The organism is Sphingomonas sp. LaA6.9 (assembly GCF_022601895.1).
Lineage (GTDB): Bacteria > Pseudomonadota > Alphaproteobacteria > Sphingomonadales > Sphingomonadaceae > Sphingobium_A.
On sequence record NZ_JAKVIO010000028.1, the window covers coordinates 19,200 to 36,196 of the forward strand.

Here is a 16,997-nt window from a genome sequence, read left to right on the forward strand (position 1 = left end):
TTGCGGGATCGATACTGCCGCAGCATCGATCCCGCAGGATCCTTCAGGCGAAGATCGACATCAGCCCCGCCCATGCGCGGCCAAAGAAGCCGGCCTCGCCGACATCGGCCTCTGCCACCAGCGGCATCGTCTGGGGCGGGGTGTCGGGCGTTGTGACGACGAGATCGGCAATGTGCTGCCCCTTGCGGATCGGCGCCTTGATCGGCCCGTTATACACAACCGAGACCTTCATATTGGCAGCAGCCCCGCCCGGCAGCGTCACCGCAATGTCGCGCGGCGCGATCAGGCCGACCTCGCTCTCTTCGCCGAGCTGGACCTCGGCGGTCTGCACGCGCTTGCCTTTCGAAACGACGGGCTTGGAGGTCCAGGCCTTGAAGCCCCAATCCATGAAGCGCACCGATTCCTCGATACGGCCGTTGAAGCTGGTGAGCCCCGATACGACCATGACGATGCGGCGGCCATTCTGGATCGCCGAACCGGTGAACCCGTAGCCGGCTTCTTCGGTATGGCCGGTCTTGAGCCCGTCCGCGCCCGACACCCGTCCGAGCAGCGGATCGCGATTGGCCTGGGTGATCGTCTTTCCGTCGCTCAGCGTCCGCGTGTAATCGGCCTGGCTGTAGAACGCCTTGTAGAGATCGGGGAATTCCTCGATCGTCGCCTTGGCCAGCTTTGCGAGGTCGCGTGCAGACACATAGGTCACCCCCTCGTCCGGCCAGCCATTGCTGTTGCCGAAATGGCTGTTGGTGAGGCCGAGCTTCTTTGCCGCGTCGTTCATGCGCTGCACAAACGACGCCTCGGTGCCGGCGATGCCCTCGGCCAGAACGACGCACGCGTCGTTGCCCGACAGCGTCACGATGCCATGGAGCAGATCCTTGACGCTGACCTGCTCGCCGGTTTCGAGGAACATCGTCGAGCCCGCGGCGGGGCCGTGCCATTGACGCCATGTCTCGGGGCGCACCATGAACTTCTGGTCAAGCTTCAGTTCGCCGCGCTTGATCATGTCAAAAGCGACATAGACCGTCATCATCTTCGCCATAGAGGCTGGCGGGATGCGCTGGTCGGCGCCCTTCGAATAGAGGACCGCACCCGAAGACAGATCTTCCATATAGGCGATCGGCGCGGGCGTCTCATAGGGCGGTGCGGCCGCGCTGACGGGGACTGCAAGCGCGAGCGCGAACAATGAAGGAAGGATCAGGGGTTTCATCGGAACCTTTCGATGGAGTGTCGTCGAGATCATGGCACGAAATCCGGCAGAATCGCTGAATCGGGATAGCCTTTCGCACCAGCCTCGCGCAACGCCTGTTTGGCCGCGCCGTCGGTCGTGAACGGCCCGAAACGGACACGGTACACCGCACCCGCGGGATCGACATGAGCGCCGAGCCGGTCGGCCATCGCGCGGGCACGCCCAAGGCTGGCAAAGGCCGCCACCTGCACATAGCGCGGCACGCCCTCCCGGAGAGGCAGCGTCTCCGGCTTGCGCGCCCCATACCGGTTTTCCGCAGCGTTCGGGCTCGACGCTGCGACGGCGTCAACGCGGCGTATCCGCACGCGTGCATGACCATCGCCCGAAATCCCCAACAGACGCGCAGCGCCGTGCGACAGGTCGACCAGCCGGTCATTTGAAAACGGACCGCGATCGTTCACGCGGGCGATGATCGAGCGCCCGGTATCGAGCGCTGTCACTTCGATGTGGCTGAGCAGAGGCAGACTGCGGTGTGCGGCAGTGATCGCGTCGGGATCGAATGGCTCGCCGCTCGCCGTGCGCCTGCCGCGCAGCTCGTCTCCATACCAGCTGGCAGAACCCGTCGCCTCATAATGGGGCACGATCTTCCCGAGCAATCGCGGTGCCGCGCCGGTCGGAACGAATGTGGCTGTCCGGGGCGTCTGCGTTAGCTCGGCCGCCGGGACTGGTGCGTCCGCGGAAGGACCGCACCCGGCCAGCAAAGCCGGCAGGAATGCAGCGATTGCGGCGTCAGCGCGCCACTTCATCCGCGAGCAGCCCCACCGACAAGGCGTAGAAATTGGAGCAGTTATAGTCGAGGATCACGCGGTAATTGCCCGTCAGCAGATACGCGGTCTGTCCGGGGCCATCGGGCTCGAGCAACGAAGCGAGCTCGCTGTCACGCGGCACCGGATAGCCCGTCGGCCGCACACCCAACGCCTTCCATTCGGCGATCGTCTTCCATTGGCTGTGGCGGTCGTGCACCCGCGCGCAGCGCGGCGAAACCAGCTTCGAACGGATAGCGCTGCGATCCAGCGTTGACGGCACGCTTGCGGCGACGCCCCACGGCACATTTGGTCGCCATCCCGCATTGACGAAATAATTGGCGATCGAGGCGAGCGCGTCGGATTCGCTCGTCCAGATGTCCTTGCGCCCGTCGCCATCGCCGTCCTTTGCAAGGCGCAGATAGATCGAGGGCAGGAATTGCGGATAACCCGTCGCCCCCGCCCAGCTACCGACGAGCCGACTGCGCGGCACGCCCTGATCGATCATTTTCAGCGCCGAGAGGAATTCGGACGTGAACAGCTCGCGACGGCGCCCCTCATAAGCGAGACTCGCGAGCGCGCGCAGCAGGTCGAAGTCGCCGGTATAGCTGCCGTAATTGGTCTCGTGCCCGTAGATCGCGACCATGATCGCCTCGGGCACGCCCGTTTCGCGCTCGATTCGCGACAGATTGCCGCGCAACTGCTGATATTTGGCGCGTCCGCGATTGATCCGCGCCGCATCGACGTGCCGCGCCTTGTAGGGAGCGAAGGCGGGTATGGGGCTGTTGGCCGCACCGCCCGGCTGCGCGCGATCCAGTTCGATCACGCGTGGATTAAATGTTAGCGTCGGCAACACGCCGTCGAGCGTCCGGCGGCTGATTCCCTGGCGTTCGGCCTGCCCGCGAAGCCCGGACAGGAACGACTGGAAACCATCCTCGCTCTGCGCAAGCGCGGGTGTCACCACGAGATTGCTGCTCTGGGGCACCGCGGCGGACACCAGAAGAGCGGCAGAAAACAGAAAATAACGCATCGTCTTCCCCTAGCCCCTATCGATGCCATAGCCGGAGCGTCACGGGAATCCCCTTTCGTCGCGCCAGCGACACAATAGATCGCTTGCGTTACAATCTCGTTCAGACGCCTTCCCCCTTCCCCTCGGCGCATCTCGACGATATGGCCGCGCGAGAGCGGACAGGTGGCCGAGTGGTTTAAGGCAGCGGTCTTGAAAACCGCCGTGGGTGCAAGCTCACCGTGGGTTCGAATCCCACCCTGTCCGCCAGCAATTCGTTTCCAGCCATTCCCGACGGGCCGAATTACCCTAGAGAATCTAAGGCATTTTGGCCTTTCATCGTTTCCCCATATTCCTTGTTATTCCCCACAAGCCCGGATACAGTGTGGGAAATAATGTGGGATAGGCAGACATGGGCAAGCTGACAGCAACCGCAATCAAGGCGGCGAAAAAGCCGGGACGATATGGCGACGGCGACGGGCTATTCCTCGTGGTCAACAAGTCGGGCGCGGCATCCTGGGTTGTACGCGCTCAGAAGGCGGGCAAGCGCCGAGACATAGGCTTAGGCAGCGCCAAGAAGGTTTCGCTGGCTCGCGCCCGCCAATTGGCCGAATCGGCACGGACGCAAATCGAGGCGGGACTTGACCCCGTTGCCGAGCGCAAGAAGGCCGAAGGCATCCCCACATTCCGGCAAGCCGCCGCGCTCGTTCACGCCGAGCACAAGAAGGCTTGGCGCAATTCCAAGCATGGCGCGCAATGGCTTTCCACGCTCGAAACCTATGCATTCCCCACCGTTGGCGATTTGCCGGTGAACGCGGTTGACGGTCCAGCCGTGCGCGATTTGCTGGCGGCAATCTGGCTGGAGAAGAATGAGACGGCGCGGCGCGTCCGCCAGCGCATCGGTGCGATTGTCGATTGGGCCGTGGGCAAGGGCTATCGGGACGCTGCCCTGCCTATGGCGGTCATCAATCGTGCGCTCCCCAAGGTGACTAGTAAGGGCGGGCATCATGCGGCCCTTCCCTATTCCGAGCTTCCCGCATTCATTGTCCGGTTGCACGAAAGAGAGACATGGGGGCGGCTGGCGCTGGAGGCGGCAATTCTGACGGCGGCGCGCTCAGGCGAGATTCGCGGCGCGACATGGGCGGAGGTAGATTTGGAGGCGGGCCTGTGGACCGTGCCACCCGAGCGCATGAAGGCGGGCAAGCCGCATGTCGTTCCCCTGTCGCCAGCCGCCAAGCGGGTATTCGAGCGGGCGGCGGCGCTTAACACCGTGCGGGCGAAATTCATCTTTGAGGGCGCGAAGCCCGATAAGCCCATGTCCGACATGACGCTCATGAAGGTTCTGCGCGACATGGGCGAAAGCTGCACGGCGCACGGCTTCCGCTCCACGTTCCGCGATTGGGTTTCGGAGCAGACCAATTTCCCCGGCGCGATTGCGGAGCCGGCACTTGCCCACGCCATCGAAAACAAGACCGAGGCGGCATATCGGCGCGGGAATCTACTCGAAAAGCGGCGCGGCATGATGAACGCTTGGTCCGATTACTGTGACGGAGGGCGGGGCAAGGTCGTTCGGCTGGCAACAGCTAACAAAGGTTAACATCAGGCGCGGCTGAGATTTTCCCTCAACCGCGCCCAATTGTTCTCAACGTTGAAAGGACCAACAATGACGGGTGACGTGCAATTGCTAGCCTTGGCAGCGTACGAAATTGAGCGCGGGGAGCGCGGGGCATTTGCGGCATGACGAAACTGCCAACCATCCCCGACGACATGAAAATGGAGTTTGTCGGGCCGACTGTCGAGGATGACGTGCGCCGCCTGATTGTCCGTTACGGCATTGATGCCGTCCGCGATGCGGTCAAGAAACAGGCCAAGAAGAAAAGGGGTAGGCCTGAAGAAAAGGACATTCGGGAGCTGCGCCCCTTTCTGGAGCAAGACGCGCGGGCCTGGCTGGAGGGGCGTGACCCGTTTGCCGAGCGTTCAAACTATGCCATCGCGCAACAGTTTGCGAATGAGCGGCCAGGTCATAGCTACGCCGGAACAATGACCCGCATCCAGAAGAAGCTTGCACAAAAACGGAAATTCTATGTCTTTGCCATCGCGGAAGCGCTCGCTCGCGACGAGTACCCCTACAAGCAACACCTTCGAGCGCTCGAAGCGGTCGCAACCGAAAGCGACCATGAAATTTGGACCTTGGTTATAGACCGCGCGAACGGCACGCTTGCCTCATACACGCGGAAGCATGGCGAACCCGATGACTCCATCACCATGAAACAAATCGAGGAAGGGGCACGGAATGCGCTGTCCTTTCCCAATGTGAGCAAGCCTATTCGACTAGGAATACTCGGTTCAATGACGCGAAAGGCCCCGCCGACGAAGTAGTGTCGAAATTCGCGATAATTTCGACATGTCGGAAATGGGCCGAATTAAATGGTCTGTTGCCGGCTGCTAATGTGCATATTGTCCCTGTCCACACGCTGCGACGCTTGGGCATTCCGCCCTGTCTCGCCAGCCGTGCGGAGTACGAAGCATGGAAGCTGGATTTCAGACCGTTTCCCAATTTCTACAGACCTACGCCATCAGCCGAACGGAATTTTATCGGCAAGTGGCGTCGAATAAAATCAGGTTGACGAAAATCGGACGCGCCAGCCGCGTTGCCAAAGCGGACGCCGAGGCATGGGCCGGGAGCCTCCCCACTATCGGCGGGGGGCATGAAGCATGAGAATGGCAAATGGAAAGGCCGGGACCGTTGCAGCGGTTCCCGGCCTGAAAGTCGCTCGCTTCGTCAGCAAAGCAAATGCCCAATACCCGTTTTTGCCTATCGGCTCAAATGCCGATTTGGCGGCGCGCGTCATTGGCGAGCGGTTCCGATTATCACCAGCAATCGCCTGTACGATTGCCGAGCTTGTCGGCTATGGAGCACGCGCATGAAGCGGCGCATCCTGACGGCAACGGGGCCGGGCGGCGCGTTCACGGTCAAGGGGCAGGTTGCCAAGGCGTTGTCCGCGCTCTTGTCGGCTGGCGAGAGGGGCGTGACGGCGCTGGAGGTCAATTCCTGGGCCTATCGCCTTGGGGCCTATGTCCACACGCTCCGGCACGATTGCGGGCTGTCCATCGAGACGGTGCGCGAGCCGCACGATGGCGGCTGGCACGCTCGCTATGTGCTCCGCTCGCCCGTGACGATGGGGGAGGCGCTGGCATGAACGGTGCTGTCCTTTTCGAGCAGCCCTATCGCGGCGACGTGTGGCGGCTGGAGGTTGCGAGCCATGACGGGCGGACGTTCGGCAACTGGCGCAAGTGGTATTGGGATGGCGACAACCTGAAACCGACGCGCCAAGGCGTCACGATTCCGTTGGAGCGGCTATCCGAGCTGGAGGCGGCATTGAGCGCCTACAGGAGCGGAAGCGCGCCTGACGGGGCTCCTAGCGCAAAATAGGCGCATCTAGGCTGGCGGGAGCGGCTGGAGACGGTCGCTCCCCCTTTCTGCCGAGCAATCTTGAAACTTGGGAAAGGGGGCGAAAAATGCCCTTTTCAGGCTCCAGCCGCGAAGGCGCGATTGGCACAAGTCCGCCGCATCCGGAAAGTGGCACGGCGCTTGCGATATATACTAGTTCTAAGAGTGCACGGCCATTTGACGCGAAACATGGGTTTTCAGGATGGGGCGGCGCTCGAAACAGCACGGACCGCACAAGCGTTGCACTGACACTGCGACAGGCGAGCGGCATAATCGAGGCGGCGCAATTCGCCTATCGCGTGGGCCTTCTCTTCAACCGTCACGTCACAATCCATCTGGAGCGGGCGGGCGTTTCTGACAGTGAAGCGGCGGCAGCAATAGGGGCATTCCTGACCCTCGCGCGCGATTGGTTCCGCAAGCAGGGCAAGCGGACGGCATGGGCTTGGGTGCGAGAGAATGGCGACGGCAAAGGCTCGCACGTCCATATTCTTTTGCACGTCCCGGTTTGCGTGAAATGGAGCGGTTGGCGGTTGCGGCGCTGGTTGGAGCGCATCACCGGCAAACCCTATCAGGCGGGCATAATCCAGACGGCGCGCATCGGCGGAACAACACGTGCGGCGGCAACGGCTCCAGCCGCCTATCAGGCCAATCTGGCGGCGGTTGTCGCCTACGTCATCAAGGGCGCATCGCCTGACGCGGCGCGGGCGCTTGGGCTGGAGCGGTTGGAGGATGGCGGGCGCATCATCGGCAAGCGCGCGGGATGGAGCCAGAATGTGGGGCTATCAGCACGTTGTCCTAGCTCTTGAACGTTTCCGAATACACGCGCTCTGTTAGTATAAGTTAACCCGAAGCGGTTCCTCCGGTTATCTAAAATAGAGGAAAATAGACATTTTCGACGCCATTACGCGCGCCCTTTTCTAAGCGTGGCTAACCGTTTTCTAACGGCGGATACCGGTAGCGTTGTTCGCTGATAATACAGGGCGGAAACAGGCGCGGCGAACGGGCCGCTATTTGGCCCGGAGCGCGGCAACTGTGGCAAGGATGATGCTTTTCAGCATAACCGCCAGGATTGTTAGCGCCGTCATGCGCAGAATCTATCCCGATTCACCATGCGAGCCTAGGCGGCGTGGACAAATTCGATGAGCCACCACGACGGCAGCTATCCGCGATTTTGGTCTAGAATTGGCCTTTCCGGACCCGACCCAAAGTCGGACGGTCGCGCCCTCGAAAGCGGATGCAAAATCCGGACTGTCTGGACACGCCATTGCTGCCATTCCGTTGCCGTGACAGCCTTCGTAAAACTGGCCCCTTGTTCATCTAGGCCGGGATGGCAACAATCGATTAAGCGCGAGTGATAAAATTCTCACCTCCGCCTTCGTTTCAATTGCAATAAATACACTACATTCCGAAATAAACTGGGGAAATTACAAGGTCATTTTCCACGGCAAAATTTGACGGAGAGATTATCAAGAAAGTTAAACAAAGAGCTGCCAATATAACTTTGTCACTTACATAACTTTTTTCTGACAAATACAGCGCTGTATGAATAATCAAAAATATCACTAACAGAGGGTAGAAAACCACAGTCAGTAAAAATATAGTATTTATTTCAAAAAAATGCACAGAAATATAGTTTATAGATATCGGCCCAAATGCGTATATGTTCCCCCACACTAAATTCACCACAGGTTTGGTGTTTAAGTAAAAGCAAAATACTGGCAAAAAAACGCCTGAAAATAACGAAAACAGGGATAAGGCAACAATTTTATTTGTAAATGTTGAACGCATAACGCCATCCCCTCATGACGAACACAGCAGCCATATCCGCCCCTTTAAACCCATTGCTTCGGCGTCGGCTTACGCCTTCTTTGTCGGCAACTAGTAACCGCCACAGCCGCCGCGGCTACTGGTGTCGCAAGAGGCGCCAGCAGCAGCGTGCCGACTAGCAGCGCGCCACTCACCACAACTTCGATAGCGACGACAGCTCCTTTGTTTGTCATGGCAGCTATTCACGATTTTTTCCAAAAGGCCGCCTGTCGGGACACGACCCAATCTTTGCCGTTTTCCTTCTTCGGGCGAATGTTTGGATCCTGCCGTTTATTCAGCTTCGGTAGTCGGGGCACGAGAGCGTGAGATGACCTCACTACCCGCGTCCAGAAATCATTCGTGCGAGAAAGTGAGTATTCCGGCGATTTGCCGGATTATCAGCGCATAGCCGATCAAAATTCATCAATTTTTTGTCAGTTCATTCCAAACCAAGGGCTTGGCAAAGCATCTTGGCGGAAGGACTGCCCAGTGAAAAAGTTATGGGCAATTTCGACCTTCAGCGCATTGATGTTGAGCGGCTGCGGAGACTCGGCAAGGGTCAATTATCGCGTGATTGTCGAGGTGAACGATAATGGCGTGAAGCGTGCCGGTTCGAGTGTATGGTCTTACTCGATAGCCGAGAACGTGTCGCTTGGTGGTAAAAGCTATAAGTTCAAGTTTAACGGTGAAGCCGTGGCGATAGATTTGCCGGGCCGAGGAACCCTTTTCGCGCTCTCCGAGGGCAGAAGTCCCGAAGGATTTTATCGAGGTGCCGAAGTGCGCATGGCGCCCGAAGCGTTATTCCGAGATGAGTTGACGCGGGAACGCGCAGGACATCGCGGGAAAACACTCCAGCGTCATGAAAAGCTTCGCGAGATTTCCAATATGGCGGGCCGCGCTAAATCGCTGCATTGTCCAGAAGTCTTCAACCCTGTGCCAAGTTTAGTTCATGAGCCATGGAGCGATTGCCCATTCATGGTTCGATTCCGCGATATTCGCAATCCGGCTTCAGTCGAGGCGGTTGATCCGGCGGATCTGGCTGCCGCCTTTGGGAAAGGTGTGAAACTGCAACGAATTGTGATTCAGATTACGCGGGACGAAGTCACAGGGGGAATAGGCAAGAAAATGCCTTGGCTGGAGCAATGGGCGGGCAAAAGGGTTTACCTCAGCGGCAAACCATTCGGAACGTTAAATCCTGACCGACATGATTCGCTTGCGGACCAGCTCAGTGCGGGCGCCTTTAGTACTGAAATGTAATCAATAGCGCCGATCCAAACGAACCCGCTGTCGGGAGGAGCATGGTCGGCAGGTAGAAATTGAACGGCAGCTTTTTGGCGAAATGCGCACAGAGCGGACAGTCCGCTCCCCACGACTTTTCGGCCATTCGGTCGGCCAAAATGCCCTCCCGATAGCGGACGGATCATGCCGGAATTTGTCCACGCCACCTAGAGCGCCGGTGTCGCCTAACACGCTCCCCCAGCATGGGCCGGAAACAAGTCAGCTCGTAACTTGCCTCACGATCATGCACTTACGCCTGCCAAGGGGTTGCCGCCGTTTGCTAAAGTAGACGGGAATAGAATTTTCCGACGCCTTCATGCGCGCGCGTAACTAGGGCGTCGGAGTTTTTGGACGCCATTACGCGCGGGCGCGCGTAGTCAGGCGAGCATGGGTTTTGTCAGGCCCGAAAAAGAGGGCGGCGGGCGAGTTTTCGGACGCCATAAAAAGCGGGGCGTGCCGAATAAAATAACCGGCGAAAATACCGGTGACTTTGCCGTGACGTGGGAAAATGTGTGGGAAAGGCATTATAGCGTTGGAAAATAATCAATATAAATCAAATCATTAAGCGCATCTGTTAGACAGACACCCTGTCCGCCAGCGACGATCGTTGCTCGTCCGAAGCGAATCGAAAAATCCGAAAATTTCTGCTCCTCGGCGAGGGTCGGTCGGGGATATCGCCGCTATCTGGCGTGGAGCGCGTGAGAGTTGGACCATTTAGATAGTGCATGCTATCTATTGAACGCCGGAGCCGAAGATGCCTACCGGAGACCAACGCGAGAGGATCCATGACCCAGACCAATCACCAGATCGTCCGAGATTTTTTTGCGGCTATATCGCGCGGCGAAACACCCGACGCGCTGTTCACGCCCGACATGACCGGGTGGACCGCATCTTCGGGCACCTCGGAGAAGGCGCGCTTTCTGGGCGGTATCCGGCTGCTCACCACCATATTTTCCGGGCCCTACCACTACAGCATCAAATCGCTCACCGCCGAAGACGATCGCGTCGTGGCCGAAGTCCATGGCTCGGGCATGCTGGTCAGCGGCGAGGCATATGCCAACGACTATGCGTTCATCTTCCGCATCAGGGATGGGCGGATCGCGTCTGTCGCGGAGCATAGCGACGTGGCGCTGGTTCGTGAGAAGCTCCACCCGCTGCTCGCCGCGGCCATGGCAAAGGCCGGGGTATAGGCATGGCCATTGCCGGCGTAGCAGCACCACGAGTCGTCGTCGCGGGAACCGGACATGGCTTGCGCGTCCATGTTCCCGCGCTGCGAAGCGCGGGATTTGAGGTGGTTGCGCTCGTGGGCAGCGATTCCGAGCGGACACGGCGCCGGGCGGAGAAGGCCGGCATACAACACGCCTCCACTGATCTTGCCGAGGCGATAACCCAAACACGCGCAGATTGCGTGGTGGTGGCGACCACACCGCCGTCGCACGCGCCGCTGGTCCGCGTTGCGCTGGCGCATCGTTGCCACGTGCTGTGCGAAAAGCCGTTCGTACAGAATGCCGGGCAGGCGCGCGAACTGCTCGCCGCAGCCGAGGAAGCGGGCGTTGTGCACCTGCTGGGAAACCAGTTTCGCATGCTGCCCGAGCGCGCCATGATCGGCCGGGCAATTGCGGATGGTGCGATCGGTGCACCGCGACTGGTGACGATCACGCAATATGCTGGCCTGCTCGCTGACACGAGCCGCAAATGGCCGGACTGGTGGTTCGATCGGGAAGCCGGCGGCGGCTGGCTCGGATCCTCGGGATCGCACATGATCGACATGATCCGCAGCTGGCTCGGCGAGTTCGAGTCCCTGAGCGCCTCGACGCTGGTCGTCGCGGATCGCTCGGGTGCCAGCGAAGACAGCTATACCGTGCGCTTCGAAATGACGAACGGCGTGCAGGGCCTGCTCGCACAGACCGGTGGCGCCTGGGGACCCTTTGCATCGATGACCCGTGTTGCCGGTTCGAAAGGGACCGTCTGGCTGGAAGACGGTGCGGCCTGGCTCGCCGACAAGGACTCCACATCCAAACTCCCGATCCCCGATGCGCTTGTGCTGCCCCCCGAAAGCCCGAGTGACGATCCGCGCCAGCAGTTTCTCCATGTTGAACTGCCGCCGGCGCGACGCCTGTGCGAGATCTGGCGTGCACTAATAGAAGGCCGGCCATTCGACGGACCGCCACCCGCCACCTTCGCCGATGGCCTTGCATGCATGAAGGTGATCGACGCGATCCATGCCTCCGCCGCGCAGGGCGGCGCGCGCATTGCGATAGTGCCGGACTGATCCGGCACCGACCTTACCGCCCCGCCTTTCCCGAATTTGCGTTGATCCCGTCGAGCACGAACTCGATGATGGCGGTGCCAATCTCGTCGTCGCCCGCGAGACCTTCGGGGAACAGCCAGTCCTTGAACATCATGTTGGCGAGCACGGCAGCAAAAGAGACGCGCACCATCAGCCGCGGATCGACTTTCGCATCGTCGCCGACCCGGTTGCTCTGGACCGCTGCGCCGCGATCGAAATAGGTGGCAAGGCTGTCGATCGCGCCCACACCATGGGCGTCGTCCGCGCCATAGGTCTGGGTCAGGATCAGCGCCCGGAAAAGCTGCGCGTGCTCCTCGATGAAGCGCTGCAGCTCGGTGATATAGAGCCGGGCATTGTCCCTGTTTGCCCCGCCATCTGCAGCATTCGCAATATGCTCGGCATTGAACCGCTCGAAATGCGCGTTGAGCGGGCGGAACACCGCCTCTCGAAACAGGTCGGCCTTGGAGGCGAAGGTACGGAACAGCTGCGCCTCGGTGACGTCCGCGCGCCTTGCGATGGCTGCGGTCGTTGCGCCGGCATAGCCACAGCGCTTGAACTCCTCTTCGGCCGCGCGGATCAGCCGATCGGTGATTTCTTCCGATGAGCGGCGTTTCCTTCGAACGGGTTGCGGGCTGGAATTCACGATCGCTCCATCAGTCGTTTGACGCTGTCTATCACGCGCGCGGGCGCTCGCCAGCCATCGCTTGCCAATTCAATTGATAGTACATACTATCTTATTTGTCGAAGCCGAATCCAGCGGCATTCGGAAAAGGGTGAGAAAGGACCGCAGGCGTGAGCCGTCTGATACGACCGGATTCGAATTTTTCGCCGTCGAACGGCCTGCTCCGCGCGGACCAGTTCCAGATTGCCTATGCGACCAACGACATCGATGCGGCGTGCGCCATTTTCCGCAATCGCTTCGGCATCGACGCCTTTCGGCGGCTGGAAGGCCCCTTGCCGGCCGGCGGTCGTATCCGTGTCGAGCTCGCCTGGGTCGGCACGGTGATGTACGAGCTTTTGACGGCGAGCGGTCCGGGCTCCGCGCTCTACATGGACCGCGTCCCCGATAACGGCTTCGCCATCAGGCATCACCATCTGGGGCTCCTCATCCATGACGCTGCGCAATGGGCCGCGCTGGCGCGCGAAGCCGAACGTGTCGGCACACCCTTGCTCAATCTGCGTCACAATGAAGGCTTCATGCGGACATGCTTCGTCGATGCCCCCACGCTCGGCCATTACCTCGAATATATCTTCCCCGAGCCCGCGGGCCTCGAATTCCTGAACGCTGTGCCGGGCAATTGAGGATCGCCAATGACTGAAATCCGTCCCCATATTCTCGACTATCTGGGCGATCTTGAAGGCGCGGTCGCCGAACTGGGCAATACCTGGCGGCCGGACGATCCGACCTACCGCGCAGACGTTTATCGCCAGACGATGGCGAGTTTTTCCTATAGCTATTTCGCCTATTTTCATGCCGATGCCGAGCATCCCGACTGGGCGCCACTGTGGAATCCGGTGTTCACGCTCCAGCCCAACCCGGACGACATCTACACCTATAGTCCGATCCGCGGAGACCTTCGCTACCGCGTGTCGGGCAATCGCGGGACCGTGAAGATCCTCAGCTTCACCAGCCAGCGCCACATGTCGGGGATGATCGACGATATCTCGATGATCGGCGCGCACAACGAGATCGACGACAGCGAGTTCGAGGTCGATGCCAGTGGCGAGTTCGAGATCCTGTTCAGCGCGGAGCGGCCGCAGGGCCACGCGGGCAACTGGGCAAAGATCGATCCGCAAGCCACCGCGATCTTCACGCGCTTCCGCAGCTATGACTGGGAAAATGAAGTCGATCCGGTACTGTCGATCGAATGTCTCGATCCGGTGCAGCCCAAGCCACGACCGACCCGCGACCAGATTCTCGCGCGCATCCAAGAAATGGCCAAATTCCCGGCACGCAAGACGCGCAGCTATTATCGGCTGCAAAACGGCGTGAAGGAGCGCGTCGGCTTTAACGTCTTCGAGCCGATCCAGATGAAGGGCGCGCTGGCGAAACAGGTCTATTGGCCAGCGTGTTTCCGGTTCGATCCCGGGGAGGCGCTGATCATCGAGACCGAGCTGCCCGAGCACCGTCCCTATTGGAACATCCAGCTCAACGACCCGTATTTCAACGCGCTCGAATATGTCTACCGGCTCTCGAGCCTGAATGGCCATAGCGCGAAGCTGAGTTCTGACGGCAAGTTTCGTGCGGTGATCGCGCTCGAGGATCCGGGCGTCCCCAACTGGCTCGATCCCGCCGGCTATACCGAAGGCGGGATCTATGGCCGCTGGTTCAATTGCAGTTCCGCGCCGCTGCCGGTGCTCAAGCGCGTGAAACTCGCGGAACTACGAGAACACCTGCCGCCCGACACGCCCGTCGTCACGCCCGAGGAACGCGCCGAGGAACTGCGCCGGCGCGTCCGTGCCTGCCAGCGCCGGCGCCGCTGGTAAGTGGAGGATTTCATGGCAGGCTTCGAAGAACGCTTCCCGGCCCCCGACCAGTTTCGCGGTGCGTCCGACCAGTTGCACGCATTAGTGACTGCGCAGACTGGCACCGACGCTTTCGGCCCGGACGACTATCTGCCCGGGCTGGAGATATTGCTGCAGTCGATGGACGTGGATCCGCATTTCACCGAGCGCGGACGCCGCATCGCCTGGGGCGATCTCGTCAACGTGCTCGGCGCCCGGGCGCATGCCTATCGCGCCATGAAAGCCAATCCCGCTTTCGACGCGCGTCCGATCTCACGGCCCATCGTCATCACCGGCGTGCCACGCACGGGCACCACCGCGCTGCACAAGCTGATGGCGGTCGATCCGCAGTTTCAGGGGCTGCAGACCTGGCTCACCGGCGCACCGATGCCGCGCCCGCCACGCGATCAATGGAGCCAGCACCCGCAATTCCTGAAGGTCGCGGACCAGTTGCGTGCACGTTACGACGCTGCGCCTGACTCGCGCGCGGCGCACCTGATGGTGGCCGAGGAGGTCGACGAATGCTGCCTCGTCTTGCGGCAGAGCTTCGTCTCCAATCTGTGGACCTGCGGCTGGTCGGCACACAGCTATGACGCATGGTGGCAGCAGCAAAGCGAACGGCCTGCCTATGAACATCTTGCCCGCGTTCTGCAGCTCATCGGCAGCGCCGAGCCCGACAAAAAATGGCTGCTCAAGAACCCGGGGCATATCGCCAATCTCGACCTCGTCTTCGAGACGTTCCCCGACGCACTTGTCATCCAGACGCACCGCGACAGCGCCAAAGCACTGCCTTCACTGTGCGCGCTGCTGATGCAGCGCTTCCCGCTCATGGAAGAAGGCTCTGCGGCCAAGCGCGCGCGGGCCATGCTGGCGCGCGAGACTCAAAAATGGGCGGATGCCGTGCACCGCGCCGACGTGGTCCAGCAGCAGCATCCCGGTAAGATATTCGACGTGGTGCATGCCCACTTCCACCGTGATCCGATGGGCATCATCCGCCGCATCTATGCCTTTGCGGACCTGGAACTGACGCCCGAGGTGGAAGCCGACATGGTACGGCGCGCCGAAGAACGGCCCGAGCTTGCCCATGGCGTTCATCGCTACGATCTCGCGGATTTCGGCATGACCGAGGAAGCAATACGCGCGCCGTTCGGCGACTATATCGATCGCCTCGGCCTCGCGCCGCGCAAGAGCGTCGTGGCATGAGGGCGATCGTCTATCCGGGAGCCGGCGCCCCGCTCGTGCTCGAGCGCGTCCCCGATCCCGAGCCGGGGCCGGGAGAACTGGTGATCAAGGTCCACCGTTGTGGCATTTGCGGGACCGACCTGCACATGACCGAAGGGTCAGGCTTCGAGTTTCCCGCGGGGACGGTGCCGGGTCATGAATATGCCGGCGAGGTGGTCGCGATCGGCAAGGAGGTGACGGGCTGGGCCGAGGGCGACCGGTTGACCGCGCTCCCGTCGACCGGCTGCGGCAATTGCGCGGCATGCGCCCAGGGCAATCTCGTGCTGTGCCGCGATGCGCCCGGCGTGATGGGCGGTTTTGCGGACTATCTGAAGGTGCCCGCCAAGGTCGCGGTCAAGCTGCCGTCGGTCTTGTCGCTCGCCGATGGTGCGCTGATCGAGCCACTGGCGGTCGGTCTGTACGGGATGCGGCAGGTGGTGATGGACGCGCGGAGCCGCGTGCTGGTGCTTGGCGGCGGGTCGGTCGCGCTGGGGGCGATCTGGTGGGCGCGCAGGCTTGGCGCCGGCCGGATCATCGCGGCGTCGCGTTCGTTGCGCCGGGCGGAAATGGCGCTGGCCATGGGCGCAGACGCATTTGTAACCTTCGGCGAGAACGAGGCGACGGAGATCCGCGAGGCGTTGGGCGGCCCACCCGACATCGTCGTGGAATGCGTCGGCACCGCCGGATTTCTCGGCAAGGCCGTGCAGCATGTCGCTTCGCTGGGGCAGGTGCTGTCGATGGGCTTCTGCACCGTGCCCGACACACTCATCCCGGCGGTTGCCGCCACCAAGGGGGTCACGATGCGCTTCCCGGTCGGCTATGCGCTGTCGGACTTCGAACGCGTCGCGCGCGACATCGATCGCGGCCATGCCGACCCCAAAATGATGATCAGTTCGGTCGTCGCGCTGGACGACGTTCCGGCGACCTTCGACCGGCTGCGCGGTCCCAACGCGGAAACGAAAGTCCAGATCGCGCTCGACATGTAGCGTCGAAGGCACGTGCGTCGATGCACCGTTTCGTCGCAAGAGTCGCTTCCGTCCTATGATTGAGCGGCCGCGTTGATGCAAAAAGACGTCGTGATTGAGCGAGTCTCGTAGCCCCGCACACCGCAATCGGCATCCGACCCATGTCGATCCCGAGCCCTCTGGTCTCGAGAGGCTACGACTCTGCATCTGGAGCGACTGAAATGAGCAAACTGTCCTTAGTGACCCGATCGACGATCGGCCGTGCGGCAATCGGCTTCGTGGGGACCGCCATGGTGCTGCTGGGCACGCCGCTGTTGAGTCCCGAGGCATCCTCTGGAACGCCAATCTCGGCGGACATGTCGGAAGCAGCCATCGAGGGTAATGTCACGCGCCCTTCCTGAGCGATACGCGTCATGAACCGACAGGCGGCCGGCAAGCCGGCGTTCGATAACGGAGCTTGGGATACCAGTCGGTGCGCCATCCGCCGGG

General features: G+C 61.0%; 18 protein-coding genes and 1 tRNA gene. 15 read left to right on the forward strand and 4 right to left on the reverse strand.

Going from position 1 to position 16,997, the window contains the following annotated elements:
* Nucleotides 1-43: 43 nt before the first annotated feature.
* The 3 genes from MKI88_RS14120 to MKI88_RS14130 form a co-directional block, all read right to left on the reverse strand.
* Entirely contained in the window at nt 44-1,204 is a 1,161-nt protein-coding gene (locus MKI88_RS14120; protein ID WP_241632034.1) for a D-alanyl-D-alanine carboxypeptidase family protein, read from the reverse strand.
* Nucleotides 1,205-1,233: 29 nt separating this feature from the next.
* Nucleotides 1,234-1,839 (reverse strand): SPOR domain-containing protein, encoded by a 606-nt coding sequence (locus MKI88_RS14125; RefSeq protein ID WP_241632035.1) that lies wholly within the window; start codon nt 1,837-1,839, stop codon nt 1,234-1,236.
* A gap of 133 nt (nt 1,840-1,972) precedes the next feature.
* On the reverse strand, nt 1,973-3,016 hold the full coding sequence (locus MKI88_RS14130; protein WP_241632036.1) for a lytic transglycosylase domain-containing protein: 1,044 nt from the start codon (nt 3,014-3,016) through the stop codon (nt 1,973-1,975).
* A 156-nt stretch (nt 3,017-3,172) separates the two neighbouring features.
* Between MKI88_RS14130 and MKI88_RS14135 the strand changes: the two genes are divergently transcribed.
* The 10 genes from MKI88_RS14135 to MKI88_RS14180 all read left to right on the forward strand — a co-directional run bounded on the left by MKI88_RS14135 (nt 3,173) and on the right by MKI88_RS14180 (nt 11,799).
* Nucleotides 3,173-3,262 (forward strand) — tRNA-Ser (locus MKI88_RS14135).
* 142 nt (nt 3,263-3,404) lie between these two features.
* Nucleotides 3,405-4,589, forward strand: coding sequence for a phage integrase central domain-containing protein (locus MKI88_RS14140; RefSeq protein WP_241632037.1), 1,185 nt, complete (start codon nt 3,405-3,407; stop codon nt 4,587-4,589).
* A 140-nt stretch (nt 4,590-4,729) separates the two neighbouring features.
* Nucleotides 4,730-5,371 carry a hypothetical protein gene (locus tag MKI88_RS14145; protein WP_241632038.1) on the forward strand — a complete coding sequence of 214 codons (642 nt, stop codon included), beginning with the start codon at nt 4,730-4,732 and terminating at the stop codon, nt 5,369-5,371.
* 342 nt (nt 5,372-5,713) lie between these two features.
* Nucleotides 5,714-5,920 carry a hypothetical protein gene (locus MKI88_RS14150; RefSeq protein WP_241632039.1) on the forward strand — a complete coding sequence of 69 codons (207 nt, stop codon included), beginning with the start codon at nt 5,714-5,716 and terminating at the stop codon, nt 5,918-5,920.
* The gene (locus MKI88_RS14155; protein WP_241632040.1) at nt 5,917-6,192 is read left to right on the forward strand and encodes a hypothetical protein; all 276 of its coding nucleotides are present in this window, start codon (nt 5,917-5,919) and stop codon (nt 6,190-6,192) included. The genes MKI88_RS14150 and MKI88_RS14155 overlap by 4 nt, the downstream gene beginning before the upstream one ends.
* Nucleotides 6,189-6,425 carry a PC4/YdbC family ssDNA-binding protein gene (locus MKI88_RS14160; RefSeq protein ID WP_241632041.1) on the forward strand — a complete coding sequence of 79 codons (237 nt, stop codon included), beginning with the start codon at nt 6,189-6,191 and terminating at the stop codon, nt 6,423-6,425. Before MKI88_RS14155 ends, MKI88_RS14160 begins: the two co-directional genes overlap by 4 nt.
* 86 nt (nt 6,426-6,511) lie before the next feature.
* On the forward strand, nt 6,512-7,249 hold the full coding sequence (locus MKI88_RS14165; RefSeq protein WP_241632042.1) for a hypothetical protein: 738 nt from the start codon (nt 6,512-6,514) through the stop codon (nt 7,247-7,249).
* 1,360 nt (nt 7,250-8,609) lie between these two features.
* On the forward strand, nt 8,610-9,506 hold the full coding sequence (locus MKI88_RS14170) for a hypothetical protein (protein ID WP_241632043.1): 897 nt from the start codon (nt 8,610-8,612) through the stop codon (nt 9,504-9,506).
* An 806-nt stretch (nt 9,507-10,312) separates the two neighbouring features.
* Complete coding sequence (locus MKI88_RS14175; RefSeq protein WP_241632044.1) at nt 10,313-10,717, forward strand: nuclear transport factor 2 family protein; 405 nt, start codon at nt 10,313-10,315, stop codon at nt 10,715-10,717.
* A gap of 2 nt (nt 10,718-10,719) precedes the next feature.
* The gene (locus tag MKI88_RS14180) at nt 10,720-11,799 is read left to right on the forward strand and encodes a Gfo/Idh/MocA family protein (RefSeq protein WP_241632045.1); all 1,080 of its coding nucleotides are present in this window, start codon (nt 10,720-10,722) and stop codon (nt 11,797-11,799) included.
* A 13-nt stretch (nt 11,800-11,812) separates the two neighbouring features.
* On the opposite strand, the gene MKI88_RS14185 is transcribed toward MKI88_RS14180, so the two are convergent.
* Nucleotides 11,813-12,460: a TetR/AcrR family transcriptional regulator gene (locus MKI88_RS14185; protein ID WP_241632046.1), complete on the reverse strand. Its 648-nt coding sequence runs from the start codon at nt 12,458-12,460 to the stop codon at nt 11,813-11,815.
* Nucleotides 12,461-12,609: 149 nt separating this feature from the next.
* Between MKI88_RS14185 and MKI88_RS14190 the strand changes: the two genes are divergently transcribed.
* The 5 genes from MKI88_RS14190 (at nt 12,610) to MKI88_RS14210 (ending at nt 16,909) form a co-directional block, all read left to right on the forward strand.
* Nucleotides 12,610-13,119, forward strand: a complete 510-nt coding sequence (locus MKI88_RS14190) for a VOC family protein (protein ID WP_241632047.1) — start codon at nt 12,610-12,612, stop codon at nt 13,117-13,119.
* Nucleotides 13,120-13,128: 9 nt separating this feature from the next.
* A complete protein-coding gene (locus tag MKI88_RS14195) occupies nt 13,129-14,304 on the forward strand; it encodes a DUF1214 domain-containing protein (protein ID WP_241632048.1) in 1,176 nt (391 codons plus the stop codon).
* 12 nt (nt 14,305-14,316) lie between these two features.
* A complete protein-coding gene (locus MKI88_RS14200) occupies nt 14,317-15,525 on the forward strand; it encodes a sulfotransferase (protein ID WP_241632049.1) in 1,209 nt (402 codons plus the stop codon).
* Nucleotides 15,522-16,529: an alcohol dehydrogenase catalytic domain-containing protein gene (locus MKI88_RS14205; RefSeq protein ID WP_241632050.1), complete on the forward strand. Its 1,008-nt coding sequence runs from the start codon at nt 15,522-15,524 to the stop codon at nt 16,527-16,529. The genes MKI88_RS14200 and MKI88_RS14205 overlap by 4 nt, the downstream gene beginning before the upstream one ends.
* A 200-nt stretch (nt 16,530-16,729) precedes the next feature.
* Nucleotides 16,730-16,909 (forward strand): hypothetical protein, encoded by a 180-nt coding sequence (locus tag MKI88_RS14210; protein WP_241632051.1) that lies wholly within the window; start codon nt 16,730-16,732, stop codon nt 16,907-16,909.
* Nucleotides 16,910-16,997 lie beyond the last annotated feature (88 nt).

What these genes read in the sequence shown, in the direction of transcription:
- MKI88_RS14120 (WP_241632034.1), bottom strand. Translation starts at nt 1,204, where the DNA reads ATGAAACCCCTGATCCTTCCTTCATTGTTCGCGCTCGCGCTTGCAGTC.
- MKI88_RS14165 (WP_241632042.1), top strand. Translation starts at nt 6,512, where the DNA reads ATGCCCTTTTCAGGCTCCAGCCGCGAAGGCGCGATTGGCACAAGTCCG.
- MKI88_RS14175 (WP_241632044.1), top strand. Translation starts at nt 10,313, where the DNA reads ATGACCCAGACCAATCACCAGATCGTCCGAGATTTTTTTGCGGCTATA.
- MKI88_RS14180 (WP_241632045.1), top strand. Translation starts at nt 10,720, where the DNA reads ATGGCCATTGCCGGCGTAGCAGCACCACGAGTCGTCGTCGCGGGAACC.
- MKI88_RS14200 (WP_241632049.1), top strand. Translation starts at nt 14,317, where the DNA reads ATGGCAGGCTTCGAAGAACGCTTCCCGGCCCCCGACCAGTTTCGCGGT.
- MKI88_RS14155 (WP_241632040.1), top strand. Translation starts at nt 5,917, where the DNA reads ATGAAGCGGCGCATCCTGACGGCAACGGGGCCGGGCGGCGCGTTCACG.
- MKI88_RS14145 (WP_241632038.1), top strand. Translation starts at nt 4,730, where the DNA reads ATGACGAAACTGCCAACCATCCCCGACGACATGAAAATGGAGTTTGTC.
- MKI88_RS14210 (WP_241632051.1), top strand. Translation starts at nt 16,730, where the DNA reads ATGAGCAAACTGTCCTTAGTGACCCGATCGACGATCGGCCGTGCGGCA.
- MKI88_RS14205 (WP_241632050.1), top strand. Translation starts at nt 15,522, where the DNA reads ATGAGGGCGATCGTCTATCCGGGAGCCGGCGCCCCGCTCGTGCTCGAG.
- MKI88_RS14150 (WP_241632039.1), top strand. Translation starts at nt 5,714, where the DNA reads ATGGCAAATGGAAAGGCCGGGACCGTTGCAGCGGTTCCCGGCCTGAAA.
- MKI88_RS14160 (WP_241632041.1), top strand. Translation starts at nt 6,189, where the DNA reads ATGAACGGTGCTGTCCTTTTCGAGCAGCCCTATCGCGGCGACGTGTGG.
- MKI88_RS14195 (WP_241632048.1), top strand. Translation starts at nt 13,129, where the DNA reads ATGACTGAAATCCGTCCCCATATTCTCGACTATCTGGGCGATCTTGAA.
- MKI88_RS14140 (WP_241632037.1), top strand. Translation starts at nt 3,405, where the DNA reads ATGGGCAAGCTGACAGCAACCGCAATCAAGGCGGCGAAAAAGCCGGGA.
- MKI88_RS14130 (WP_241632036.1), bottom strand. Translation starts at nt 3,016, where the DNA reads ATGCGTTATTTTCTGTTTTCTGCCGCTCTTCTGGTGTCCGCCGCGGTG.